Genomic DNA, 18,476 nt, shown 5'->3' with positions numbered 1-18,476 from the left:
ATATAGCAGAATAAATTAGCCATAAATAATTCAAGAGTTTCCCGAATAAATTGACATTTTTCTCAACGGGTTTCATAATTTTGTTTAATCCAATTTTGGTATGTACCTGTGCATACAGAGTCTATCCAAGCCGAATTATTCATATACCACTGCACAGTCTTTAAAATACCACTATCAAAATTTTCTTTTGGTTTCCAGCCTAAATTTTTGCTAATTTTACTACAATCAATTGCATAACGGCGGTCATGTCCAGGACGGTCTTTAATAAAAGTAATTAAAGAAGAATATTGAAAATCATTTCTAGGTGCTAATTCATCAAGAATCGCACAAATTTTTTCCACAACTACCAAATTTGTTTGTTCATTTATGCCACCAATATTGTAAGTTTCACCAATACAACCTTCTCTCAGAACCAGATAAATAGCATCACAGTGATCTCTCACATAAAGCCAGTCTCGGATATTTTGACCATCACCATAGATAGGTAGAGGTTTACCATTCAAAGCATTGAGAATAGTTAAAGGAATCAGTTTTTCAGGAAATTGTAGAGGACCATAATTATTCGAGCAATTGGTTGTTAAAGTAGGTAAATTGTATGTGTGATAGTAGGAGCGCACGAGATGGTCAGCAGCCGCCTTAGAAGCAGAGTATGGGCTATTTGGTGCATAGGGTGTATCTTCTCGAAATGCTGAATCTGCTGAACTTAAAGAACCATATACTTCATCAGTAGATATGTGCAGAAAGCGAAACCTTTCTTTTTTTGGTGCTGTGAGTTTTTGCCAATAAGCCTTACTTGCTTCTAATAATTCAAACGTTCCTACTACATTAGTCTGGATAAAATTATGAGGGCTAAGAATTGAACGATCAACATGAGTTTCAGCAGCAAAATTTATAATAGCATCTGGCTGATATTTCTCTAGTAAATAACTTACCAACTCAGAATTATTAATATCTCCTCGAATAAAATAATAGTTGCTGTCATCTTGCAGTTCTGCTAAATTTTGCAGGTTACTAGCGTAAGTCAATTTATCTAAATTAACAATGTTAGCCCATTTAGCTTTTCTAGCTTGGAGAACAAAATTAGCCCCAATAAATCCCGCACCACCTGTTACTAATAAAGTTGGCAGATCATTTTTTTGCAAATTTGACATATAAGCTGATTATTACTAGTTTGTTTTGTTTTTAAGTAGAGTTATGATAATTATGAAAATTTTAATTTCACAGATTATCTAGACTCTAATCATAAATATTAGGCTTTTTCAAACCTAATTTTTCAGCGATTTTTCTCAGAGTATATCTGGGATACCAAACCATCAAAAATCCCCCCTTATCAAATACTGCCAAGTTCCAAATATAGCCAAAACCAGGAAACTGTCTTAATAATGGGAAATCAGCTAACTCATAACGTCGATCTTTTTCCCGTTGGTGAGGAGGATTGTCCTCGGTACGAAGTTGCTCCGGTAAAGGTAGCCAATGACCTACTATTTTTTCAGGCTCAAAAAATCTTGCCTGTACAGATAATCCCATCAATCGGTCAGATACCCAAAAAGGAATATATTTAATTGGACCAAATAGAGTAAGTTTCGTTATAACTCCCTTAAGTGCTTCCTGAACAAGCTCATTTTTCCAAACTTTCTTGTCAAAGTTTTCTTGATGAGGTCCTTTTTGATCTTTACGTCCCCTAAAAAGTGCTAAAAAATCCAATTTGTTATTTAAAGGTGCAATGGGAATCTCTCGCATCGTATATTCTATTTCTTCGGGAGAGTAATTTTTTGAATCTTTATGCTTTCTAACTGCGATGTTTTGAATATTAGGTAGGGAGTCCCAAGGTTTATCAATGGGTGCTTTGTTAAAAGGAAATTGAACTTGATTTAATCTGAAGAAATAGCTATCAGGAAAGTTTGTAAAATAATCTTCTGCAATTTCCAGAATATTTGTATGCAGATATTCATCACAATTAATAGAGAGAACGTATTTTCCTGATGCATTAAGTAAAGCAGTCACTCTTTGAATGAGTTCTCCTCGTAGGGAACTTGTGATTTGACGTAAACGAGGATCACTAATAGCGATAAAAGGGACATGAGGTGGATAAACCAAAATAAACTCTGTGCTACCTTGAACTTTTAAGAGTTCTTGTAGCCATGAATCTTGAACACCTTCCCTCATGGGAATAATAATAGAAAGCTGAGGATTTGTCATATAGTGGCAATGGTCATGTTAAAATTAAATTACAAAATTTAGCAAAGCCGTTAGGGACTTGCATCCTAGAAAATCAAGAAAGACTATTCACTGTTTCTTGTGTAGGTTTTATATAGAGTTTTATTATTAATAATTGCCCGTATCTTGAATACAGAGTGGTAGACCAACCTGGATTGTCACTAATCCAACTATAATCCTACACTGTATTGCTTGCAATCAGTGTAGGAAATATACTCAGCAATAAATTATGACTCTAGGGTGTAGCTGTTGGTGAAGGTGTGGTCGTTGGTTCTGCTGACGGTGTAGTTAAAGGTGTAGCTGTTGGTGTAGCTGTTGGCTTGACGGTTGGTTTAGCTTTGGGTTTATTTGTCGGTGTAGCTGTTGGCTTGACGGTTGGTTTAGCTTTGGGTTTATTTGTTGGTGTAGCTGTCGGTGTAGCTGTTGGCTTGACGGTTGGTTTAGCTTTGGGTTTATTTGTCGGTGTAGCTGTCGGTGTAGCTGTCGGTGTAGCTGTCGGCTTGATGGTTGGTTTAGTTGCCGGTGTCGCTGTTGGCTTGATTGTTTGTCCGATAGCTTTTTTGGCCTCTTGATCCAACTTTTGACGAAGTGCCAAATCAGCAATACCAGTTTCCGTTAATTGATTTTTTTTCTGATACTCTTTTACCAATTCTGCCATCCCAGGGCTATAGAATTGATCACGGGGTAGGGGAGGATTAGGTTTCAGTACAGCATTTAAATTCCCTTGGAGAATTTGTACTATGTTCGCGGCAAAAGCCTGAGTTTTTTGACCTGCTTTACCATCAACAGTCAGCTTATAACCTTTTTGAAATTCACTGATTGCTTTTTTAGTTTCCTCATCTGTTAGTGCATCATTTGTTACTTTCACGTTATATCCTAACCCATGCAATACAGCCCGAAATTCTTGGGGCTTATAATTACGCTGACGGACTGCAAAAGCTATGTCTGAAATTCCTGCACTAGCTGTGACTAGACAGACTAAAGCAACTGTTGTTCTGGATTTTCCTAAATCACACCACATTGTTACAACTCCTTTACATGAAATCCACAAAAGATAAATGCTAACAAATGTATCTTAAATTTCTTTAAGCTGTCATTTTGTTATCATTCATGAATTTTGATTAATTTCAATTTAATTGATTATTAACTGATATGGATATTTTGTTTTTTGCACCTATCCTTAGTCTGATTTTTTATTACCAGGAGTGATTATCTACTGATGTTTGGTATTAGAGACAGAAAATATCGTGTTTTTATATACTTCGTAAATGATAATGAGTAGCATCAAATCCCGTAAGCACCACAACCTATGGTTTGAAAAGTTAATGGCTATTACTGCCACTGTTAACTTAGGTTTAGTTTTGTTTGATTTAAGTTACTTGCCGTGGCGGGATTTCTACTTCCGAAAAGTTCCCCAAATTACTCAGATTTATGATCCGATTAAAGGTATTGAACCCCATCGAGACACGAAGAGTTATCTACAAACAGTAGCTGCATTAGAAGAATTGGTCAGTCAAGCGGGGTTAAAGTCTCCTCAAGTAAAAATTAAGTTGGAAGAAATCGGTCGTCTCAGCACTGAAATGATTGAAACTAACCCTTTTGCTGGTGTGGGCAAGAGTGGGTCTCTGGAAAAGATCAAAAATCGGATGCGGGAACACACTGGGCAAAAATCTGCAAAAAATGCTTTTGTTACTTTTTGGAGTCAGGAATATTTATCTAAACGTGGCTGGATTCAAGAAATTAATTTTTTCAATCAGAAAATTCGTCCGGCGATCGCAACGAACTATTATCGCAAAGTAGGGGAAAATGGGGAATTATTGGATAATTTCTGGCTAATTGATTTACCATTTGTGGTTATCTTTGGCTTGGAATTACTGGGACGCACTTTCTATATAAAACGGCAAAATCGCCATTTAAGCTGGCTAGAAGCAATTTTATGGCGTTGGTATGACCTATTTTTGCTAATTCCTGTTTGGCGTTGGCTCAGAATTTTACCCGTGATGGTGCGATTAGATCAAGCACAGTTGATTAGTTTACATTTAATCAGAAAGCAAATGCATCAAGGGATAGTCGCCAATTTTGCCGAAGAAATCACAGAAATTGTGGTGGTGCGGGTAATTAACCAGATGCAAGGTTCAATCCAGCGAGGTGATATAACGCGGTGGCTATTGCAACCAGAAAAAGAGCGTAATTACATAGATATTAATAATATAAATGAAGTGGAAGCGATCGCCGGACTATTGGTAAAAACCATTGTTAATCAAGTCCTACCCAAAATCCAGCCAGAAATCAACGCCATTTTACGCCACAATATTGACACCGCTGTTGAGCAAATTCCTGTTTATCGTAACCTGCTCATGTTGCCAGGAGTAGGACAAGCACAGACCCAACTCAGTGATCAACTATCAAACCAAATTACCACTAATCTATATGCTGCATTGGTTAGTGCCATTCAAGATCCCGTCGCCGCCAAACTTACCAATCAGCTAATTGACAAATTTACTACTGTTTTAGGTTCAGAAATTCAAGAAAAACACGTAATTACAGAAATTCAAACATTACTCAACGACTTTTTAGAAGAAGTCAAAATTAACTACGTTCAACGTCTATCGCAAGAGGACATTGAGCAAATTATTGAACAAACCAGACAAATGCGATCGCAAGCATCTGTTCCAACAATAGTCAATAGAAGCACTTTCCCCAAAATCCAAGATAGAAGGTGATGAGGAAGATAGGGAAGATGGGGAGAAAATTCTTTACCTGTTCCCAATTCCCTAACTAATGACTAACCAAAAAAATACGCTACACTCATGTTAGGGGCGAACCAACGACGGTTCGTCACAAGACTTCTTGGAAGATATCCCTATCGCAGGAAGTGGGTAGATACCCACTTTTTTTATTGAATTCTCGCATGACTCATCCTTTAGTTCCACAAATTATTGACCTAGCGACACCAGTGGCAGAAGAACTGGGCTTAGAAGTTGTTGGTATAGTTCTGCACACCAACCAACGTCCGCCAGTTTTACGGGTAGACATCCGTAATACCCAACAGGATACAAGTCTGGATGATTGCGAACGGATGAGCCGTGCATTAGAAGCCTCCTTAGATGCGGCAGAGATGATTCCAGATGCTTATGTATTGGAAGTATCCAGTCCTGGGATTTCGCGACAACTGATAACAGACAGGGAGTTTATTTCCTTTAAAGGATTTCCTGTAGTTATTTCCACTTCTGAACCCTACGACGGACAACAAGAGTGGACAGGTCAGTTGATTCGTCGGGATGAAATAACAATTTACTTAAACCAAAAAGGTCGTGTAGTTGAAATTCCTCGATCCCTAGTTACCAGGGTGCAGCTGGATGAGCGCCGCTAACTGATTTTAGACCAGAGATTTTAGATTTTAGATGAGGGGTTTTAGATAAAAATCTAAAATTCTCAATTTAAAATCTAAAATTGTAGCGGTCGCTGACATAAAAGTTAAGGAGAATATGCTTATGTCAATGGTTACTTTACCTGGATTAAAAGAATTAATTGAAAGTATTAGCCGCGAGCGAAATTTACCTCGTTTGGCAGTGCAATCATCTATTAGAGAAGCATTACTTAAAGGTTATGAACGTTATCGCCGCGCCCAAAATTTAGAACGCAAACAATTTGATGAAGATTACTTTGATAACTTTGAAGTAGAACTGGATATTGAAGGAGAAGGCTTTCGAGTTCTTTCTACCAAAACAATTGTCGAACAAGTCAATAACTCCGACCATCAAATTTCTCTAGAGGAAGTGCAACAAGTAGCACCAGAAGCCCAATCAGGCGATTCAGTGGTACTAGATGTCACCCCAGATCAAGGTGAATTTGGGCGCATGGCAGCAATGCAAACTAAACAAGTATTAGCGCAAAAATTGCGGGATCAACAGCGCCAAATGGTGCAGGAAGAATTCCAAGATTTAGAAAGCACCGTATTACAAGCCAGAGTTTTACGATTTGAAAGACAGTCTGTAATATTGGCAGTCAGCAGTGGTTTTGGTCAACCAGAAGTAGAAGCTGAATTACCCAAACGAGAACAATTACCTAACGATAATTATCGAGCCAACGCCACCTTTAAGGTATACCTAAAAAAAGTATCCCAAGGTCAACAGCGTGGACCCCAATTACTAGTATCTCGTGCTGATGCTGGATTGGTAGTTTATTTATTCGCCAACGAAGTTCCAGAAATAGAAGATGAAGTCGTGCGAATAGTCGCAGTAGCACGAGAAGCTAATCCACCTTCCCGTTACGTAGGCCCAAGGACTAAAATAGCAGTAGATACCCTCGATCGCGATGTAGACCCAGTTGGGGCTTGTATTGGCGCTAGAGGATCTCGAATTCAAGTAGTAGTGAATGAATTACGGGGTGAAAAAATAGATGTAATTCGCTGGTCGCCAGATCCAGCAACTTATATTGCTAATGCTCTCAGTCCAGCACGAGTAGATGAAGTGCGGCTGATGGACCCAGAAAGTCGGCAAACCCATGTACTAGTAGCTGAAGATCAACTCAGTTTAGCTATTGGGAAAGAAGGGCAGAATGTTCGATTAGCAGCTAGATTGACCGGTTGGAAAATAGACATTAAAGATAAAGCTAAATATGACCATGCCGCAGAAGATACAAAATTTGTGGCAGTCAGGGCAAAATATCAACCGGAAGATGACGAAAATGAGATGGAGGAACTAGAGTATGAAAATCAAGAAGAATTAGAATTAGAGCATGATAGATTTGGCACTGGGGACGAAGATTAATCCTAAACAGCTTTTGCCAGGCATTATCTGTTCACTTTCCAGCCTTAAATGTAAATTAAAAAACATTTAGCAGGTGTCAAAATAAAGAAAAACTAACAAAAACTAAATTTTTAGTAGACTACGAATTGCTGACCTGACTGAGTAAAAACCCGATGAAACCGAATTATCGGCGTTGCATTAGTTGTCGCCGAGTAGAACTAAAAGAAGAGTTTTGGCGGATAGTCCGCGTCTTTCCATCAGGAAAGGTACAATTAGATGAGGGCATGGGGCGTTCAGCCTATATTTGTCCACAAACTAGCTGCCTACAAGCAGCGCAGAAAAAAAATAGATTAGGGCGATCGCTACATGGATCAGTGCCTGAAACAGTGTATCAAACATTGTGGCAGCGCCTAGCCGTAAGCAATACCCAAAAAAATCAAGTTTAATTGGAAAAACTCCAAGACGGTAATTTCTAAAAGAATTGTGATGAAAGCCTCATAAGTGGCGCTCTCATCACAACCTCTGGTATCGTTGGGGTTAGTGCCAAAATAGTAAATGGGTGTAGAAGTAAAGCGACTCTCCAAAATAGAGAGGGACTCTAAAGCAATACTCCCAACAAGTTTTACTCGATTGTGTTGTGGAAGACTCAGAATCAGCAAAACAAAAAACTCAAGCATGGCAACCTGGTAGCGCTCAAGCGCAGTTCGGCGTCAAGGCTAACCACAAAAATTTTTTAAATCAAAAATTTTTCTGGCAGCCTATAAACCATCATTGCCGATGGAGATGCCAGCATTAAACCGAAACATCTCTCTTTCCTAATTGGAGGCACCGGCAACATCACCAAGGGCAACCTAAAAAACAGTGATCAAAGGATGGAGATGTCGCAAACCAGGCAACCATCCGCTAAAACTGTAAATTTAAGGGGAAAGAGTGGATGAACAACGGAAAAGTTAGAATCTACGAATTATCAAAGGAATTGAATTTGGATAACAAAGAGCTACTAGCAATTTGCGACCAGCTCAACATCGCGGTCAAAAGCCATAGCAGCACGATATCAGAATCTGATGCTGAACAAATTCGTACAGCTGCGGAAAAACTCGCAGCTACGAGTGTCACGCCCAAAAAGGAATTAGGTATAAATAACCATAAACCAAATTCACTTCAAACTGGCGGACGTAACCGACCTGCTGCAACCCATAAACAACAAATTTTGGAAATTCGCAAACCCAAAATATTGAGAAACACTACCTCACGCCCTGATAGCGATTCAATTGCTACCAATAACCAAGTAGCTTCGTCCGATAGCTTAGATGACGAAGCCTTAGTTAATTCTCCCTCTCCTCCACGGCCTTTCGCTACACCAGTCTCACCCATGAAGCCGACGGCACCAACTCGACCTGTACCCCGGAATCAATCGGAGACCCCGCAGAAACCTAAGATTGCGGAAACGGATAAGACCACAAATCCAAATCCTCCAGCATCTGAAAAAATAGCAGCGGAAAAACCAGAAAAAACAGTTTCTCCCAGGCCAAAAGCGGAAAAAACTCCAAAACCACAACTGGTAGGTCCACCCTCAAGACCAGCAGAGGAAACAGAGCCTGTAAGTGAACAGCTATCTCAGGCAGTAAAACCCATCCTCAAACGTGAGCGTGTAAAGCGTGGAGATGAAGAACGTGAACAAGGTAAGCCAAAAGTAGGCAAACCAAGCACAGAGCAAAGAGCGCGTTCAACGCCATCATCACCCGCCAGACCAGAACCAAGAGGAAACAGACCATCTGGGCCAGGAACATCTGTAGATGTACAACGCCCCAGACCATCTCGCCATAGTGAACCTCCGGCTGCTCCAGTTGCTACCCCACCAAGACAGATGGCAGGAGTAGGGGCAAAAAAAGAGGGATTAGATGATACACCAATCACACCTGATCTCCTTGATTTAAAACGCCCATTGCCACCTCGAATAGCCAAAGGTGGGAAAAAATGGCAAGAAGAGGAAATAATTGACGAGATTAAAGAAAAAGCCAAGGTTGGACCAAAAGGCAAACGAGCCAAACCCATCCTAGATGATGATTTTGAAGAAGACGACTTGCTGGATGAAGATGGATTGGAAATTCCAGCCACCGTCCAAGTAAGCCTTTCCATTGCACGTCCTCCTAAACCCAAGGCGACTAGACCTCCACAGCAACCAACCCTAGCGGCATCCGCACCAACTACTAAAAATAAAAAATCCGGTTCATACCGTGACCAAAACCGTCGTCAACAAGAAGTAGAAGTCAAACGTGATCGGCCAGAAAAACTGATCGTCACAGGACCATTGACAGTACAGGAGTTGGCGGAAGGCTTAGTCATGGCCGATACAGAGATTGTCAAAATCCTGTTTATGAAAGGCATGGCGGTAAGTATTACCCAAAACTTGGATATTCCCACCATTACCTTAGTAGCTAAAGAATTAGAAGTAGAAGTAGAAACGGCAGAACCAGAAGCAGAAGCCCGCAAAGTCACAGAAATGATTGACATCGCGGATCTCGAACACCTGATTCGTCGTCCACCAGTCGTGACAATTATGGGTCACGTAGACCACGGTAAAACCACTCTGCTCGACTCAATTCGCAAAACTAAAGTAGCTGCTGGTGAAGCTGGCGGTATTACCCAACACATTGGTGCATACCATGTGGATCTGGAACATGAGGGTAAACAACAACAGATAGTCTTCCTAGATACCCCTGGTCACGAAGCCTTCACAGCAATGCGAGCTAGAGGCGCAAGGGTAACAGACATTGCTATCTTGGTAGTTGCCGCAGATGACGGAGTACGTCCGCAAACAGTGGAAGCTATCAGCCATGCTCAAGCCGCAGGTGTGCCAATTGTTGTCGCTATTAACAAAATTGACAAAGAAGGCGCACAACCAGAGCGCGTTAAACAAGAACTGACCAATTATGGTTTAACCGCAGAAGATTGGGGTGGTGAAACCATCATGGTTCCTGTGAGTGCCATCAAGGGCGAAAACCTAGATACACTCCTAGAAATGGTTCTTCTGGTAGCAGAAGTAGGAGAACTATCCGCCAATCCAAATCGCGTCGCCAAGGGAACAGTTATTGAAGCCCATTTGGATAAAGCTAAGGGTGCAGTTGCTACCCTGCTGATTCAAAATGGTACTCTCCATGTTGGAGATATGTTAGTAGCTGGCTCGGCATTTGGTAAAGTTCGGGCAATGGTAGATGATAGAGGCAAGCGTGTAGAAGCGGCAAGTCCGTCCTTTGCTGTTGAGGTATTGGGTTTAAGTGACGTACCCGCAGCAGGTGATGATTTCGAGGTATTCGCGAACGAAAAAGAAGCTCGCTCCCTCGCAAGCGATCGCGCCGACAAGCAACGCCAATCCCGCTTGTTACAAGGAAGAGTCACACTCACAACCCTATCGGCTCAAGCACAAGAAGGCGAGCTGAAAGAACTCAACTTGATCTTGAAAGGAGATGTCCAAGGTTCTGTAGAAGCCATTATCGGCTCTCTCAAGCAAATCCCTCAAAACGAAGTACAAATTCGGATGTTATTGGCTACTGCTGGAGAAATCACAGAAACAGATATCGACTTAGCTGCCGCTAGTAACGCCGTCATTATTGGCTTCAACACCACTTATGCCAGTGGCGCTAGACAAGCTGCCGACGAAGCAGGTGTAGACGTAAGGGAATACAACATCATCTACAAACTTCTAGAAGATATCCAAGGTGCCTTGGAAGGTCTACTCGAACCAGAGTTGGTGGAAGAATCCTTGGGACAAGCAGAAGTACGTGCCGTCATCCTCATCGGTCGTGGTGCGGTTGCAGGTTGCTACGTTCAATCTGGTAAGGTGGCTCGGAACTGCAAAGTACGCGTGCGTCGCGGCAATAAAGTGGTCTACGAAGGCGTTCTTGACTCCCTCAAACGGATTAAAGAAGATGCTCGTGAGGTCAATGCTGGTTATGAATGCGGTATCAACATTGATAAATTCCATGATTGGGCTGAAGGTGACATTATCGAAGCCTATCAAATGGTAACTAAACGCCGTACTCTTACCTTGACTAAGTAGTCTTGAGTACCAACAGTTGAGTGCTGAGTAAATTTATGAGTGTTGAATTGACATAATATTTAGTTCATTCAACATTCAAAGAAAGAAATCTCAGCACTCATAACTCTCCAGAAACATATCAGCTAAAGTGGCACCTAATAGGTAACAATCTACTTCTTAAACATAAAACCGCATTAAATCAGTAGTTAGAAAATTTCTGTGTAATTAAGAAAATAAGTTGTTTTGATAGATTACTTTGAGTATATTCCTGAGTTTAGTGATCAATAACACAGAATTTGCTCTTATATAAACGTTATCTTTAGAAAAGATTAACTAAGATTTCAGAAATTGAGAACTAAGGGTGGATTCCAACCTACCCCATTTGGAAGATGTTAGATTTAGCTTGTTTGGTTTATGTCTTATCTGTTGGGGATGAAACAAATCATCAATCCAAAATCTAAAATTGTTTGACCCTGGAAGTTAAAAATGAGGAATGAGGAACTATGGCTCAAATTTCAGCTTCTAGCCCAGGCCAACTTTCTCGTGATAATCGAATTTGGCAAAACCTTAAGTATGCCATTTCTGCTAGTTCCGGTTTTCAAAGCTGGCAACTAGAGTGTAATACACAGTTACAAGGGTTGCGCCTAGAACAGCAAGTACAACGATATTTACGAGAAACATTAGAAACCTTAGCTTATTAAGAACTCAGTAAATATTTGGAGCATTGTTAATTTGTAGACAATTGGCGGCAGGATGGATGGAAAATCATTTCTCAGACATCTACAGCCCAAATTTGTGAGCAAATATCACCATAACCATAAAATTAGCGTTTTTTTATCCAATACGGTTCAATTAACCCCCACAGGCTAAACATTGTGGCTGAAGTTAACTGAACCGTATTGTTTTTTTAATGAAAATTTTCGCTGAATAAGTGTTGATCATCGAGTATAGTTTTGCATAGATTTTCTGTAGATCAAAAAGTTCTTGGTGGACATGGGGAAAGGGGGAAAGGAAAGAAAAACCTTTGATCAATCCTTGTTTTTTACAATACATCACACCCCAGTACCAGCCTCAACAGATAACTTTTTGATCTGCTGATTTTACAATTAAACGCTGTCCTCTCAAAAGGTGTTGAGAGTAACGTCATCAAGTAAATTGCAAAAATAAAATGAAATATAGCGGTTTTCACATCTCTACTTTATCTTTAGGCGCTAGTCTAACCGCTTTGTTGGTGATTGCTGGTAGTTCCATGCTATTACCCCGTCAAGTAAATGCTGGTTCTCCTCCCACTGTAATTGCACAAATTCCAGCAAGTGCAACAGTGATTTATGTTAATCCTGTGATTGGTCAAGATCGTTCTAGTGCTGGTATTACCCCAGAAGCGCCCTATAAAACCATTACCTTTGCTCTTTCACAGGCCAGATCAAATACAGTAATTAGACTTGCTCCTGGTAGCTATACCAAAGACACTGGGGAAACTTTTCCCTTACTGCTTAAACCAGGAGTGATACTTCTCGGTAATGAATCTATCAAAGGTCAAGGAACAGTCATCATCGGTGGTGGTTATTACACCAGTCGTAACTTTGCTAGACAGGATATTACAATCCTAGCAGAGAACAATACAACTATTACTGGTATTACTGTTACCAATCCCAATCAACGGGGTACAGCTATTTGGGTAGAGTCAAGTAATCCGACTATCAAAAACAATACTTTTACTGACAGCGTCAGAGATGGTGTTTTCGTAACAGGTACAGGTAATCCCAAAATTGAAAACAACCTTTTTATCAAAAATCGGGGTAATGGGATTTCAATAACTAAATCTGCTCAAGGTGAGATTCGCAACAACTCATTTGAAGATACTGGTTTTGGTTTGGCTATTGGTGGTAGTTCGACACCCTTGGTAGAAGGAAACCAAATTCTTCAAAACCAAGACGGTTTATTTATCTCCGAATCTGCTAAACCTATTTTGCGTAAGAATGTCATTCAGAACAATAAGCGCGATGGTATTGTCGCAACTATTGACGCTCTACCCAATCTTGGTACTAATGACAATCCTGGTGGTAATCTCATCCGTAATAACACTCGTTATGATTTGAATAATTCTACCAAGGTTAACAGAATTGTTGCTATTGGCAACGATATTGATCAAAAGCGGATTTTTGGCGCTGTAGATTTTGTGGCTGCAACTGTTAACCCTCCTATAGGTGGTGGTGGTACTACAAGTTCTACCGCTTTTCAGGATGTACCAACAGGTTATTGGGCAAAAGCCTACATAGAAGCTTTGGCTTCCCAAAATATTATTGCGGGTTTTCCTGATGGTACTTTTAAACCTAATGATCCTGTAACTCGCGCTCAATTTGCTACCATTATTACCAAAGCTTTGACACCAGCATCTAAACGGACAGCAATTCAATTTAAGGATGTAAAGAGCAATTTTTGGGCTTATGGAGCAATTCAATCAGCTTACCAAAGTCAATTTGTGGCTGGGTATCCTGATGGTACTTTTAAACCTCAGCAACAAATTCCGAGAGTTCAGGCTTTAGTTGCTTTAGCTAATGGTTTAAACTTTACTGCCAACAATGATAGTGTTCTGAGTTTTTACACAGATGCTGCCCAGATTCCTAATTATGCAATGGGATCTGTTGCTGCTGCCACAGTCAGACAACTAGTGGTTAACTATCCCACTGTTAAATTACTTGATCCCAATCGTGAAGCTACTAGAGCAGAAATTGCCGCTTTTGTTTATCAAGCACTTGTCACCATTGGACGAGCGCAACCAATACCTTCTCCTTATGTGGTAACGGCTCAATAATCAGTAGTCAGCGGCCAGGAACAGAGGTTGTTGCGTGAGTTTTAGTCGGGTGGGTTACGCTGCGTTAACCCACCATAATTCTATAAGTTGGAATTTATCACCTTTAAGACCGTTTTTGACGCTTTTGTTCCCATCGGTAAAGAAATACCATTAGGGCAACTAATCCCGCTTGCAGGGCAAAGTTAGGTAAAGCACTGTCGATGTTCCTACCAGCAAGTATTTGAAAGAAAAATACAAATGCACCAATAAAACCAGAAGCACCTACACCAACATATATAAATTGCCGCAAACCACGATAGGGGGCTGTTATTTCAGCTTTCAGGTGAGCATACTGCTTGGCGTTGAGGCGATTTTTAGGATTTGATTCTACCATTTTTGTAAATATATGCTATACTTTTAAATCGTGTATGCCGATGTGGCTCAGTGGTAGAGCAGCTGATTCGTAATCAGCAGGCCGTGGGTTCAAATCCCATCATCGGCTTTAATTATTTGTGTTATCTAACAATACCAGTTAGGTGTCTATGTTGGTGATACTGTTGTCAGCACAGGATGATTTGTTTCCTTTGGTATAATTTGACAAGAAAAGAGCAATTTCTACGGAACTCTTTGCGATCGCTCTAAATAAAATTTTATGCAATATATTTCAATATTGTTGCAGCAGGGAATAATACTCCTGTACTCTTGAAGAAAATCAATCAATATCACGACAATGTGATGGTTGAAATGTGAAACTATACTTTAATGCAGCGTAAAAAACGGAATGTCACAGTCTGGACTACTTGAACTAGCACATCAAAAGCTTCACTGGCCGACTCCAAAAGAAATTTTGGAGCCTTCTGGTGCTGGTCCAAGTATTTATGCACAAATTGCTAAAGAAAAATTAGGTAGAACTATCAGCAAACTTCCAGATGGTCAAGGTGTGCAAATAGGAGTGCTGGCGGCAAATCCTCAAGGGGATTCAACAGAAACACCCATTGCTTTAGTGTGCGATTTTCCAGGAGAAGTATCAGAGGAAACATTAAAGAAAACTTATAGACTGGCTTGGAGTTTTTCTCGTACACCGTCACTCATTACAACAGAACCTCAAAGATTAAGAATTTGGACTTGCTACGAAGAACCTCCAAAAGAAGATGATGCTATCAAACCCGTAGTTAATGTTTCTAAACAGGAAATCGAGTCATTTCATCAGTTATCCCTTGCAGGTCAAACTGCTGAAACTTTGCGTTTACACTGGGCTGATCTAGTATCCGGTCAATTTTTCCAAGAACATAGTCAGCGATTTCAACGAAAAAAAGCTGCTGACCAGATGCTATTGAAAAATCTGAAAAGTGTTCGGAAAATACTTCAAAAAAAAGAACTTGATGATGACACGATTCATGATTTATTAGCAAGAATTATTTTTATTCAATTCCTTTTTGATCGCCAAGAATCTGAAGGTAATCCTGCTTTAAATACAAATTTACTAGATTATTTATATCGAATTGGGGAATTATCAGCTAGATACTCTCATTTAGCTGACATATTAAGAAATCATAGAGATACTTATCAATTTTTCCGTTGGCTCAACAGCAAGTTTAATGGTGATTTATTCCCAGGTAAAGGTGCTACGGAAGAAGAACGTGAAACTGAATGGCAAACAGAAGAACAAAAAGTTAAAGAACCTCACCTAGATATACTTGCTTATTTTGTTAGTGGTCATGTAGACATTGAAACTGGACAATTAAGTCTATGGCCATACTACCATTTTGACGTTATACCTTTAGAGTTTATTAGCAGTATATATGAGGAATTTGTTAGTAAAGAATCTGGCACAGGAGTTCATTACACACCAGAACATATAGTTGACTTTGTACTAGATGGTGTTTTACCTTGGGATAGTCAAGAATGGGATATCAAGATTCTTGATCCTGCTTGTGGTTCAGGAATTTTTCTTGTTAAAGCATTTCAGCGTTTAATTTATAGATGGGAAAAAGCTCATCCAAAAACTATTCAACCAAGTGATTTAAAATATTTACTAGAAAATAATTTATTTGGTGTTGATGTAGATGCTCAAGCAGTAAGAGTAGCATCTTTTAGTCTTTATTTAACCATGCTAGATAAAGTTGAACCTCAATATTATTGGGAGAATGAGTTTCGCTTTCCTAGATTACGTGAACGTCAATTAATTGCTGCTGATTTTTTTGAAGAAGATAAAGAAAGTTTTCGTTCTGTTCAGGATGCTGGTAAATATGATTTAGTCGTAGGTAATGCGCCTTGGGGTATAAATACTGTTACTCCGGCAGCACAATCTTGGGCTGGAGATGTTTGGACAATAACTTACGGTAATATTGGTCCGCTTTTTCTGCCAAAAGCTGCTACTTTAACTAAATCTGGTGGACAAGTAGCAATGATGCAACCTGCACTGGCTTTGATTTTTAATCAGGTTGGCACTGCTCAAGAATTTCGAGCTAGGCTTTTTTCAGAGTTCAAAATTGAAGAAATAGTTAATTTGTCTGCATTACGTTTTGGACTTTTTAAAGATGCTATTTCTCCAACTTGCATCATTACTATGTCAGCAATACCTCCTGATGGTGAGCCTTTGACATACATTTGTCCTAAGCCCGTTATGACAAATGAGGATGACTATCATATAGTAATTGAGCCAGACTATATTAATACAATTTACCCACAAGAGGCAATAACAGATCCATTAGTTTGGACAGCTTTAATGTGGGGAGGAAGACGTGATTTATCCTTGGTAAGAAGATTGAATCGAGAATTAAGTATTGAAAAACTTAAATCTAGTGATATTGCTCAAACACGTCAAGGAGTGGTAAGAGGTGATAAGAGAAAATTACAAAATTATATTATAAACAAGCGAATTCTAAAATCTTCTAAATTACTCAACAGAAGTTCTCTCTACCTAAAATCTACTGAACTTCCTATAAATGATGATGCACGCATACACTCTAAAGACTCAAGTAACTTTGCTGCATTTCAATTGCCACAAATGATTTTAAAGTTAAGTTGGCAGAAAAAGAGCGGCAGATTCCGTTCAGTAATAATTGAACCTGATAATATAAATCAAGGAATTATTTGCTCTGAGAGTTATGTCAGCATACATATTCCTGAAAGTCATATTTCACACTTGAATGCTGCTTGTCTAGCATACAATAGTAAGTTAGCTGTCTATTATCTACTACTTTCTAGTGGTCGTTTTGCCTCTTATATCCCAGAAGTTAATGTAGATGATTTACTGCGTGTCCCAATACCTGAATCATCGGTAGGAGATTTGCAGAATATAGAAACATTTGATGATATAGATAAGCGCATACGAGAAGCTTTTGAATTTAAAGATAGTGAATGGGTGCTAATTAATGATTTATTCAACTACACTCTACCAGATTTTAAAGGAGATGGTGCTTCTCCAGGACGCAAAAGAACTCACCGTGTAGATAATAGTCAATCTCAGAATAATACTGAACCTGAACTTACGGCATATTGTGAGTATTTCTTGCGAGTTCTTAAAGCAGGATTTGGACAAGATAAACAAGTTTGCGCCACCATATTTCAAGAACAAACTAACACTCTTCTTCCTATTCGCTTAGTAGCTATTCATCTTAATAAGCCTGATTCTGAAGGTGTTCATATTAAACCTATTGACTCCCCTGATTTAATGAAACGCTTGGAAAACTTAAATAAGTTGTATCTGGAAAGAGGAAGTATAGAAGATGGTGGCATCTTTTATCAGCGTGTTGCCAGGATTTATGATTCAGTACAATTGAATGGAGTAAAAATTCCTACTATCTATTTAATCAAACCTGACAAAATTCGTTATTGGACTCGCTCTATGGCTTTAAGAGATGCTGATGAAGTAGCCGCAGATATTATGACGAGGAGGACAACATTTGATAAAGAATCGCAGATTATAGAGGAGTCATATAGTGGTTAGAAGAAGAAATATTTTTCAAAAGAGGTATCCAATAACAGGTGACTTTGTAGAATTGACAAAAACATGGAATCCTGATGCTATATCAATCTTAGTAAAACTGGTTTGGGAAGGATATGATTTGCTGGTTTCTGAGTTTTTATCACAAATTAATTGTGATGGTACAGAGGAGTATTTAGAGATAAGTATTACTCAAGCTCTTGCGTTGAAGATAGATAGTAGTATGACTGGCTACGAACCTTTTGCAGTTAAACAAGAATGGTATGAATTTGAAACTAGCAAATCATCAAGAGGACAACCTCCACGGTATGACATTGCATTTATTCTCAGAGATAATGAAAGAATTATTTTGCCTTTAGAAGCTAAGATTTTAAAATCTGATGTAGATGTAACTGAATATGTAAAAGAGATAAACAACAATTTTATTACTTGTAGATATGCACCATTCTCTAGTCAAGGAGGAATGCTAGGTTATCTTTTTTCTGGTGATCCTAACAAAGCTTTTATCAATATTGAAACTAAAGTACCATGCACATTAAGTAATCATCCAGATTTTCCAACCCGTGATCACAAAACCTCGGATCACCAGCGAATAGTTCCTTCAGGAAAGTCATATCCTGTGAACTTTAGATGTCACCATTTACTATTTAAAATAATTGCTACGCCTACTAATAATATATCTTCGGTTGAATAAATTTAAAACCTAGTCAAACACCCTTCTGATGT

Annotated in this window: 14 protein-coding genes and 1 tRNA gene; 10 read left to right on the top strand and 5 right to left on the bottom strand. The window is 39.3% G+C overall.

Annotated elements, in window-relative coordinates; all coding sequences use genetic code 11:
- Positions 1–62: 62 nt before the first annotated feature.
- The 3 genes from rfbB to ACLLO5_RS09720 all read right to left on the bottom strand — a co-directional run bounded on the left by rfbB (position 63) and on the right by ACLLO5_RS09720 (position 3,238).
- Positions 63–1,151, bottom strand: coding sequence for a dTDP-glucose 4,6-dehydratase (gene rfbB, locus ACLLO5_RS09730; protein ID WP_413175248.1), 1,089 nt, complete (start codon positions 1,149–1,151; stop codon positions 63–65).
- 85 nt (positions 1,152–1,236) lie between these two features.
- Entirely contained in the window at positions 1,237–2,199 is a 963-nt protein-coding gene (locus ACLLO5_RS09725) for a glycosyltransferase family 2 protein (RefSeq protein WP_413175247.1), read from the bottom strand.
- A gap of 253 nt (positions 2,200–2,452) precedes the next feature.
- Positions 2,453–3,238, bottom strand: coding sequence for a peptidoglycan-binding protein (locus ACLLO5_RS09720; RefSeq protein ID WP_413175246.1), 786 nt, complete (start codon positions 3,236–3,238; stop codon positions 2,453–2,455).
- Positions 3,239–3,491: 253 nt separating this feature from the next.
- On the opposite strand from ACLLO5_RS09720, the gene ACLLO5_RS09715 reads away from it, so the two are divergent.
- The 4 genes from ACLLO5_RS09715 to ACLLO5_RS09700 all read left to right on the top strand — a co-directional run bounded on the left by ACLLO5_RS09715 (position 3,492) and on the right by ACLLO5_RS09700 (position 7,414).
- A complete protein-coding gene (locus tag ACLLO5_RS09715) occupies positions 3,492–4,940 on the top strand; it encodes a hypothetical protein (protein WP_413175245.1) in 1,449 nt (482 codons plus the stop codon).
- A 188-nt stretch (positions 4,941–5,128) separates the two neighbouring features.
- Entirely contained in the window at positions 5,129–5,590 is a 462-nt protein-coding gene (gene rimP, locus ACLLO5_RS09710) for a ribosome maturation factor RimP (protein ID WP_413175244.1), read from the top strand.
- 121 nt (positions 5,591–5,711) lie between these two features.
- On the top strand, positions 5,712–6,989 hold the full coding sequence (gene nusA / locus ACLLO5_RS09705) for a transcription termination factor NusA (protein WP_413175243.1): 1,278 nt from the start codon (positions 5,712–5,714) through the stop codon (positions 6,987–6,989).
- Between the two features lie 152 nt (positions 6,990–7,141).
- Positions 7,142–7,414 (top strand): YlxR family protein, encoded by a 273-nt coding sequence (locus ACLLO5_RS09700; RefSeq protein ID WP_413175242.1) that lies wholly within the window; start codon positions 7,142–7,144, stop codon positions 7,412–7,414.
- Here the strand turns inward: ACLLO5_RS09700 and ACLLO5_RS09695 are convergent.
- Entirely contained in the window at positions 7,379–7,645 is a 267-nt protein-coding gene (locus ACLLO5_RS09695) for a hypothetical protein (protein ID WP_413175241.1), read from the bottom strand. The genes ACLLO5_RS09700 and ACLLO5_RS09695 overlap by 36 nt on opposite strands.
- A gap of 257 nt (positions 7,646–7,902) precedes the next feature.
- Here ACLLO5_RS09695 and infB point away from each other — a divergent pair, with 257 nt between their 5' ends.
- The 3 genes from infB (at position 7,903) to ACLLO5_RS09680 (ending at position 13,822) form a co-directional block, all read left to right on the top strand.
- Positions 7,903–11,028, top strand: coding sequence for a translation initiation factor IF-2 (infB, locus tag ACLLO5_RS09690; protein WP_413175240.1), 3,126 nt, complete (start codon positions 7,903–7,905; stop codon positions 11,026–11,028).
- 482 nt (positions 11,029–11,510) lie between these two features.
- Complete coding sequence (locus ACLLO5_RS09685) at positions 11,511–11,708, top strand: hypothetical protein (protein ID WP_413175239.1); 198 nt, start codon at positions 11,511–11,513, stop codon at positions 11,706–11,708.
- A gap of 467 nt (positions 11,709–12,175) precedes the next feature.
- Positions 12,176–13,822 (top strand): DUF1565 domain-containing protein, encoded by a 1,647-nt coding sequence (locus ACLLO5_RS09680; protein WP_413175238.1) that lies wholly within the window; start codon positions 12,176–12,178, stop codon positions 13,820–13,822.
- 103 nt (positions 13,823–13,925) lie between these two features.
- On the opposite strand, the gene ACLLO5_RS09675 is transcribed toward ACLLO5_RS09680, so the two are convergent.
- Positions 13,926–14,195: a DUF3493 domain-containing protein gene (locus ACLLO5_RS09675; protein ID WP_413175237.1), complete on the bottom strand. Its 270-nt coding sequence runs from the start codon at positions 14,193–14,195 to the stop codon at positions 13,926–13,928.
- Between the two features lie 36 nt (positions 14,196–14,231).
- On the opposite strand from ACLLO5_RS09675, the gene ACLLO5_RS09670 reads away from it, so the two are divergent.
- The 3 genes from ACLLO5_RS09670 to ACLLO5_RS09660 all read left to right on the top strand — a co-directional run bounded on the left by ACLLO5_RS09670 (position 14,232) and on the right by ACLLO5_RS09660 (position 18,444).
- A tRNA-Thr gene (locus ACLLO5_RS09670) sits at positions 14,232–14,303 on the top strand.
- A gap of 279 nt (positions 14,304–14,582) precedes the next feature.
- A complete protein-coding gene (locus tag ACLLO5_RS09665; RefSeq protein ID WP_413175236.1) occupies positions 14,583–17,753 on the top strand; it encodes a class I SAM-dependent DNA methyltransferase in 3,171 nt (1,056 codons plus the stop codon).
- Positions 17,746–18,444, top strand: a complete 699-nt coding sequence (locus ACLLO5_RS09660) for a hypothetical protein (protein ID WP_413175235.1) — start codon at positions 17,746–17,748, stop codon at positions 18,442–18,444. The genes ACLLO5_RS09665 and ACLLO5_RS09660 overlap by 8 nt, the downstream gene beginning before the upstream one ends.
- The last annotated feature ends 32 nt before the right edge of the window (positions 18,445–18,476 follow it).

This window comes from Anabaena azotica SJ-1 (assembly GCF_047275885.1).
Taxonomy (GTDB): Bacteria; Cyanobacteriota; Cyanobacteriia; order Cyanobacteriales; family Nostocaceae; genus Trichormus_B; species Trichormus_B azotica_A.
This window is presented reverse-complemented; position numbering and strand designations above follow the sequence as displayed.

Bases quoted from the DNA above. Each gene is read 5' to 3' on its own strand.
- rfbB (WP_413175248.1), bottom strand. From the start codon at position 1,151: ATGTCAAATTTGCAAAAAAATGATCTGCCAACTTTATTAGTAACAGGT.
- ACLLO5_RS09725 (WP_413175247.1), bottom strand. From the start codon at position 2,199: ATGACAAATCCTCAGCTTTCTATTATTATTCCCATGAGGGAAGGTGTT.
- ACLLO5_RS09720 (WP_413175246.1), bottom strand. From the start codon at position 3,238: ATGTGGTGTGATTTAGGAAAATCCAGAACAACAGTTGCTTTAGTCTGT.
- ACLLO5_RS09715 (WP_413175245.1), top strand. From the start codon at position 3,492: ATGAGTAGCATCAAATCCCGTAAGCACCACAACCTATGGTTTGAAAAG.
- rimP (WP_413175244.1), top strand. From the start codon at position 5,129: ATGACTCATCCTTTAGTTCCACAAATTATTGACCTAGCGACACCAGTG.
- nusA (WP_413175243.1), top strand. From the start codon at position 5,712: ATGTCAATGGTTACTTTACCTGGATTAAAAGAATTAATTGAAAGTATT.
- ACLLO5_RS09700 (WP_413175242.1), top strand. From the start codon at position 7,142: ATGAAACCGAATTATCGGCGTTGCATTAGTTGTCGCCGAGTAGAACTA.
- ACLLO5_RS09695 (WP_413175241.1), bottom strand. From the start codon at position 7,645: ATGCTTGAGTTTTTTGTTTTGCTGATTCTGAGTCTTCCACAACACAAT.
- infB (WP_413175240.1), top strand. From the start codon at position 7,903: ATGAACAACGGAAAAGTTAGAATCTACGAATTATCAAAGGAATTGAAT.
- ACLLO5_RS09685 (WP_413175239.1), top strand. From the start codon at position 11,511: ATGGCTCAAATTTCAGCTTCTAGCCCAGGCCAACTTTCTCGTGATAAT.
- ACLLO5_RS09680 (WP_413175238.1), top strand. From the start codon at position 12,176: ATGAAATATAGCGGTTTTCACATCTCTACTTTATCTTTAGGCGCTAGT.
- ACLLO5_RS09675 (WP_413175237.1), bottom strand. From the start codon at position 14,195: ATGGTAGAATCAAATCCTAAAAATCGCCTCAACGCCAAGCAGTATGCT.
- ACLLO5_RS09665 (WP_413175236.1), top strand. From the start codon at position 14,583: ATGTCACAGTCTGGACTACTTGAACTAGCACATCAAAAGCTTCACTGG.